Raw genomic sequence first — 5157 nt, 5'->3', positions numbered from 1 at the left:
TCGCGCTCAGCGGCGTCCGGATGCCCCGCATGAACGCGGTGATGGAACGCTGGGTGCGGACCTGCCGGCGTGAACTGCTCGACCGTACCTTGATCCTCAACCAGCGACGTTTACTGCACGCGCAGTACGAACATGCCGCCTGACCTGCCCGGATGACATTTTCGGCAGGTACAGATCTGACCTTGGCCCGACGCCGGTTGACCGCGTCCGTCGATCCCACAACGCAACAGCGCCGGAGGGCCAGCCCGGAGAAGTTGGCTCAGGCCCGGTCAAGGTGCGCCGTGTCGGCGGGGAGCTGCTTGCACCAGTGCCCGTCGTGCTCGCCGGAGCCAGCCGTCAACACCGCCGGCACGAGCGCCCACATGGGTATGACAAAAACGCCGGCCTACTCGTCGTCGTCTGGCAACGGCGGCGAGTCTGCGATCCGCCACAGGTGGAAGAGGTACTCCTCCTCGGCGTCGCGCCGGGCGGTGAGATGGACGCGATAGACGGCAGGCCCGCCGGGCAGGTCGATGCCGAGCCGGTCCTCCGCCTCGACGGCCGCGTCGATGCAGTACCGCCCGCTGGGAAAGTCCAGGTCGGCGAACCAGGCCGCACCGGCGTTCTCGGCGGCGGCGTCCCAGATCTCGACGGTCACCGGGACTCTGCCGACCTCCGCGACGGTGGTGACTGCGACCATGCCATACGCCCAGCCGACAGAGTCCGCGATCGCCGCGACGATCGCCTCGTTGAAATTCGAGCTGTCGTCGCACTCCGGGTCGTGCAGCACGAACATCCGGTACGTCGGATGCACGAGCATCCTCCGTCGCACCAGCAGATTCGCCACACGAGCAGCCTACCGGGGCGGTGGGTGACCCGCCGCCCCGGCGGGTCACGTCAGAACACCACGCGGACGAAGAACTTGTCGCCGTCGAGGACCCGCAGCGCGCGGTAGAACTCGACCTCGAGCAACTGCCTGCCGACGTACTGGTTGTCGGCCGCGTCGATCAGCCGGACCGAGAAGCGCTGGAGTCCGTTGTTGGCCTCGGTGCCGGTCTTGGAGCCCTCATAGGTTGAGGCGAACGGGAACTCGTCGCAGTTGACGAGGTCCTTGTCCCACAGACCGTAGAGCTCCTTGCAGATCTTTTCGGACTGGGCGCGGTTGGCGTCGTTCTGCGCTTCGTTGTACATCCGGGTCAGGGGCTCATCGTCGGCGCTTGGGATCCCGTCATCCTTGCCGGGGACGGTCTTTCCGGCCCAGCTGGTGAAGGTGAGCACTGGGTGGTCGAAGGCGTGCCGGATGTGCTGCGCGCTCTCGTCCTGGTTGTCCAGGCGTTCGTCGATGACGAGCACCAGCCGGTGGTCGAGGAACACGGTCCCCCTGGCCCGGCCGACGTAGCTGGCCGAGTCGTAGCGGACGTTGGAGTACATCGCCTCGATCGGCGGCCCGGGCAGGAACGGCTGACCAGGTGTCGTCAGATCCACGACGAGGGCGAAACGCCGCTGCACCCGCTGCTCGCCAGGGTCGGCGGTCTCCGGTGACGTCAGGGTGGTGGTGAAGTAGTTGACGGCGCGCCAGCCGGTGACGGTGTCGACGCGGCTGGGCGCGGCCGGCCCGGCACAAGGCGTGAGCGACACGCCGCAGGCGAACCACATGCCGATGCTCACCGTTTCCAGGAGCAGTTCGGGCGCGTTGACCTTGGTGATCCCGAGGACCCGCACGGCGTAGTCGACCCGCCGCTCACCGTTGACGGCGAACCCCATGACGATGAGGCTGACGTGGACCTCGCCGACCTTGACGTTGTTGGCGTCGAAGACGTCGTGGATCCCGGTCCCGCGCCGACAGTGTGCGTACCGGTCGGGGAACCAGCCGGGGTCCACCGCTGCCGACGGTGTGGCCAGACACTGCGTCTCGAAGTCGTCCTCCTCGAGCCGGCTGAACTGCAGCCGCGGCGCCGCCGCCGGAGCGACCGCCGCCGAAGCGGCGACAGGCACCGGCGACGCCGCGGCGGGGCTGACGGCGGCAACGGGAACGAGGGCGAGCACGAGCCCGAAACCGAGCACGATCCTGCGAATTCTCATGGTGTCCTTTCGCGGCGGCGGGACGCACCGCGGCGCCCCGCCGCGCTGAGGGGTGGAAAGGGATTAGGGCCGCTTGCATGGCGCGCCGAGGCACGCATGGAGCAGCACGCCGGTGCGCGCGTCGTAGGCCAGGACGTAACCGCGGGCCGCCCGGATCGCACGGCCGTGGATGCGGGTCACCGTCTCGTCGCCGGAGATCACGACGACCGGCTCGTCGCCCGGCAGCGAGCCCAGGGCACGTGGCGCGACCTTCCGGTACTGCGCCGCGGTGACCGTCTTCGACGAGCTGCGCGAAATGACGTCGGCCGCCAGCACCGAGCCGGTCGCAGCCCGGACGGCGCCAGGCGAAAGAGCGCGGGCGTCGGCACGGGGGCTCGCCGCCACGGTCACGTTGCAGACCTTCCGGGCCGCGACGCACGCTGCCAGGCCGGGCACGGTGCGCAGGCACTGGCTGGCGTCCTGGGCCAGGCAGCCGGCGATCGCGCGCTGGTCGACTCCGTTATGCATCGTCGCCGCGATGGTCGGCGCCGGGGCGGGCGGGACCGCGGCGAGGGCGCCGGTCGCGGGTTTGGCAACGGTGTAGACGTCGAGGTTCGTGACGCCGTCCCCGTCGACGGACTTCACGGCGCTGGTGGAACAGTACGGCGGGGTGTTCGGCAGGTTCCAGGACATCGGCGTCGGTGGCGCGCCGCACGCGTTCTGTTCCTGGCCGACGTCTCACCGAGGTACAGGCGGCGCCAGACGTCGTTGCCGTCGAGGAACTGGATCCGGTGCTCGAACGGCGCGGTCAGCGTCAGCCGCTCCGGGTAGGTGGTCATCAGCCCGGACTCCAGGTAGCTGAGCCGGTTGCAGGGCACGGATACGCATTGCGTGATCCTGTGCAACGCGGCGCGGCAACCTTTTGAGGGACGTCGCGGGTAGGGAGAGTGACAAGAGTTCGGCGGCCGACCGGAGGTTGCGGGTGGATCGTGACAGCGAGGTCGACTTCCGCGACTTCGTGCTGGCCGGCTATCAGCGCCTTACGCGTACCGCGTATTTGCTGTGCGGCGACCGGCACGAGGCCGAGGATCTCGTCCAGACCGCGCTCGCCCGCGCTGCGCTGGCCTGGCATCGGCTCGACGCGCCGCCGGATGCGTACGTGCGCAAGATCCTGGTCAACGTGTTCCGCAGCAGCCGGAGACGTCGCTGGCGGCAGGAGATCCCGGTCGACGCGGTCCCCGACTGCAGCCTGGCAGACGCGGCGTCCACGATGGACGACCGCGACCTGCTGCGCCGGGCACTCGCCGCGCTGCCGCCCCGGCAGCGCGCGGCCGTGGTGCTGCGGTTCTACGAGGACATGTCCGAGCACCAGGCCGCCGCCGTGCTCGGCTGCTCGCTCGGCACCGTCAAGAGCCTGACCTCACGCGGGCTGCAGCGACTGCGCCGCGACCTGCCCGCCGAGGAGACCCATGCTCAACCCGCGGAGGTGGACCGGTGAACGGTGGCAACGACCTGTTGCAGCGGCGGCTGTACGACCTGGCCGGCGAACTCGGCCCGCTGTCGGTGCCGTATGAGGAGATCCGCCGCCGCACCCGCCAGCTCCGCTGCCGGCGCCGTGCGGGCGGCCTGGCCGCGGTCGCCGCCGCGGTCGCGGTCGTGACCGTCGGCGTCGCGCTGGCGGCGCGGCCGGCGCCGATGCCCGTCACCGCTCCAGACGGGCCGTTCCTCGGCTGGCCGGTCACCGGCAACGCCACGGGCACCGGCCTGCTGGCCGAGGCGGTACGCGTCTGGGACGACACCCGCGCCTCAGGCCCGCACACCGACGTACATCCCCTGCTGGTCGACCGCGATCCAGCGGTCCTCGGCCCGGTCGTGGTCCTCGAGGGCCGCGACGCGCAGGGCGAGCCTCGGCTGGCCATCTTGACCGGCAGCGCCGAGGACCGCGACAGGCTACGTCTGCGCGTGGACCGGCCGGCGCCGGACCCCGTCACGACCCGGGTGGTGAGCATGGTGAGCGGACGATTGAGTACCGCGACGGGCGCCGAGCCGCCCGGCTCCCGCCCCTCCGCCTGGCTGCTCGCGCTCGGCGCGCCCGGGGTGACCGGCTTCGGCTACCACTCGACGGCGGTGGACCAGGACCTGGTCGAGGGCGGCGGCCCGGACCTGGGCCGGCGGCTGCTCGTGTCGCTGCCACCCGGCAGTACGCCGATCAACACCACCGTCATCGCACGGCACGCCGGCACCGTCGTCTTCCGCGGCCCGGCCGACGGCGGCGCCATCGGCGACGCGGTCGCCGTGCCAGTCACGGTCGTCGCCCGATCGCCCGACCACGCCCGGATCCAGGGCTCGCCGCGGGCCCTCCTCCCAGGCCGACTGGTCGCGACGCCGGACGGGCTGCTCGGCCGGATCACTGCGGCGAGCGGCGGGGAGGCCGACGTGGAACTGGTGACCGCGGCCTCGTTCGGCATCGACGCGCTGACCGACATCACCTACCGGCCGCTCCGCGTGGTCGGTGCTGGCGGCAGCGCCCGGCTGGACAAGGTGCCCGCGGACGCGAACGTGGTCGCCACGAACCGGATCGTGGCCATCGACCCAGCCCAGCACTCTGACCGGCTGGGCACGCTGACGGTCGGCCGCGTCGGCACCGCCGGCCACGACATCGTCCCCGCAACGGGAACGAGCGACCTTTCCCGGGTGTACGTCACGGTGGAGTACGAGGCCGCGCCGCGATGAGCCGATAAGCTACGGGTTCCATGCCGTCTCCAGCAAGATCAGGTGCACTGTATTGCCGGGTAGGCCACGCGCATTGCTGCGCGTGGCCCCCCTCAGAGCGCGGGGCTTGTGGCGGGTGGTCGGCGCGATGGTCGACCATCGTTCCCACCTGTTGTTCAAGCGGTTCCGCGCGGTCGGTTACGCGCGGGACCACACCTGGTTCGCTCCGCCGGTGCAGTCCCACAGCTGGATGCGGGATCCGTTGGCGGTGCCGTTCTGCACCACGTCGAGACAACGCCCGGAAGCCGTCCCGGTGATGCTGCCGTTGCTGTTGAGGTTCCACTGCTGGTTGGTGCCGCCGTTGCAGTCGTAGATGACGACCGCCGTGCCGTTGGCGGTGCCTCT

The 5157-nt window shown here is 70.8% G+C and carries 6 protein-coding genes; 2 read left to right on the top strand and 4 right to left on the bottom strand.

Annotated elements, in window-relative coordinates; translation table 11 throughout:
• Positions 1–385: 385 nt before the first annotated feature.
• The 3 genes from AB0H83_RS51395 to AB0H83_RS51385 all read right to left on the bottom strand — a co-directional run bounded on the left by AB0H83_RS51395 (position 386) and on the right by AB0H83_RS51385 (position 2733).
• On the bottom strand, positions 386–826 hold the full coding sequence (locus AB0H83_RS51395) for a hypothetical protein (protein WP_360111245.1): 441 nt from the start codon (positions 824–826) through the stop codon (positions 386–388).
• Between the two features lie 50 nt (positions 827–876).
• A complete protein-coding gene (locus AB0H83_RS51390) occupies positions 877–2061 on the bottom strand; it encodes a NucA/NucB deoxyribonuclease domain-containing protein (RefSeq protein WP_360111242.1) in 1185 nt (394 codons plus the stop codon).
• Between the two features lie 63 nt (positions 2062–2124).
• Complete coding sequence (locus AB0H83_RS51385) at positions 2125–2733, bottom strand: hypothetical protein (protein WP_360111239.1); 609 nt, start codon at positions 2731–2733, stop codon at positions 2125–2127.
• Positions 2734–3022: 289 nt separating this feature from the next.
• Here AB0H83_RS51385 and AB0H83_RS51380 point away from each other — a divergent pair, with 289 nt between their 5' ends.
• Positions 3023–3538 carry a SigE family RNA polymerase sigma factor gene (locus tag AB0H83_RS51380; protein ID WP_360111236.1) on the top strand — a complete coding sequence of 172 codons (516 nt, stop codon included), beginning with the start codon at positions 3023–3025 and terminating at the stop codon, positions 3536–3538.
• Positions 3535–4773 (top strand): hypothetical protein, encoded by a 1239-nt coding sequence (locus AB0H83_RS51375; protein ID WP_360111233.1) that lies wholly within the window; start codon positions 3535–3537, stop codon positions 4771–4773. The genes AB0H83_RS51380 and AB0H83_RS51375 overlap by 4 nt, the downstream gene beginning before the upstream one ends.
• Before the next feature lie 177 nt (positions 4774–4950).
• Here the strand turns inward: AB0H83_RS51375 and AB0H83_RS51370 are convergent.
• On the bottom strand, positions 4951–5157 hold a 207-nt coding region (locus AB0H83_RS51370), incomplete at its 5' end, for a ricin-type beta-trefoil lectin domain protein (RefSeq protein WP_360111230.1).

This window comes from Dactylosporangium sp. NPDC050688 (assembly GCF_040654515.1).
Taxonomy (GTDB): domain Bacteria; phylum Actinomycetota; class Actinomycetes; order Mycobacteriales; family Micromonosporaceae; genus Dactylosporangium.
Note: the sequence above shows the minus strand (reverse complement) of the source record. Positions and strands in the feature narration are given on the sequence as shown.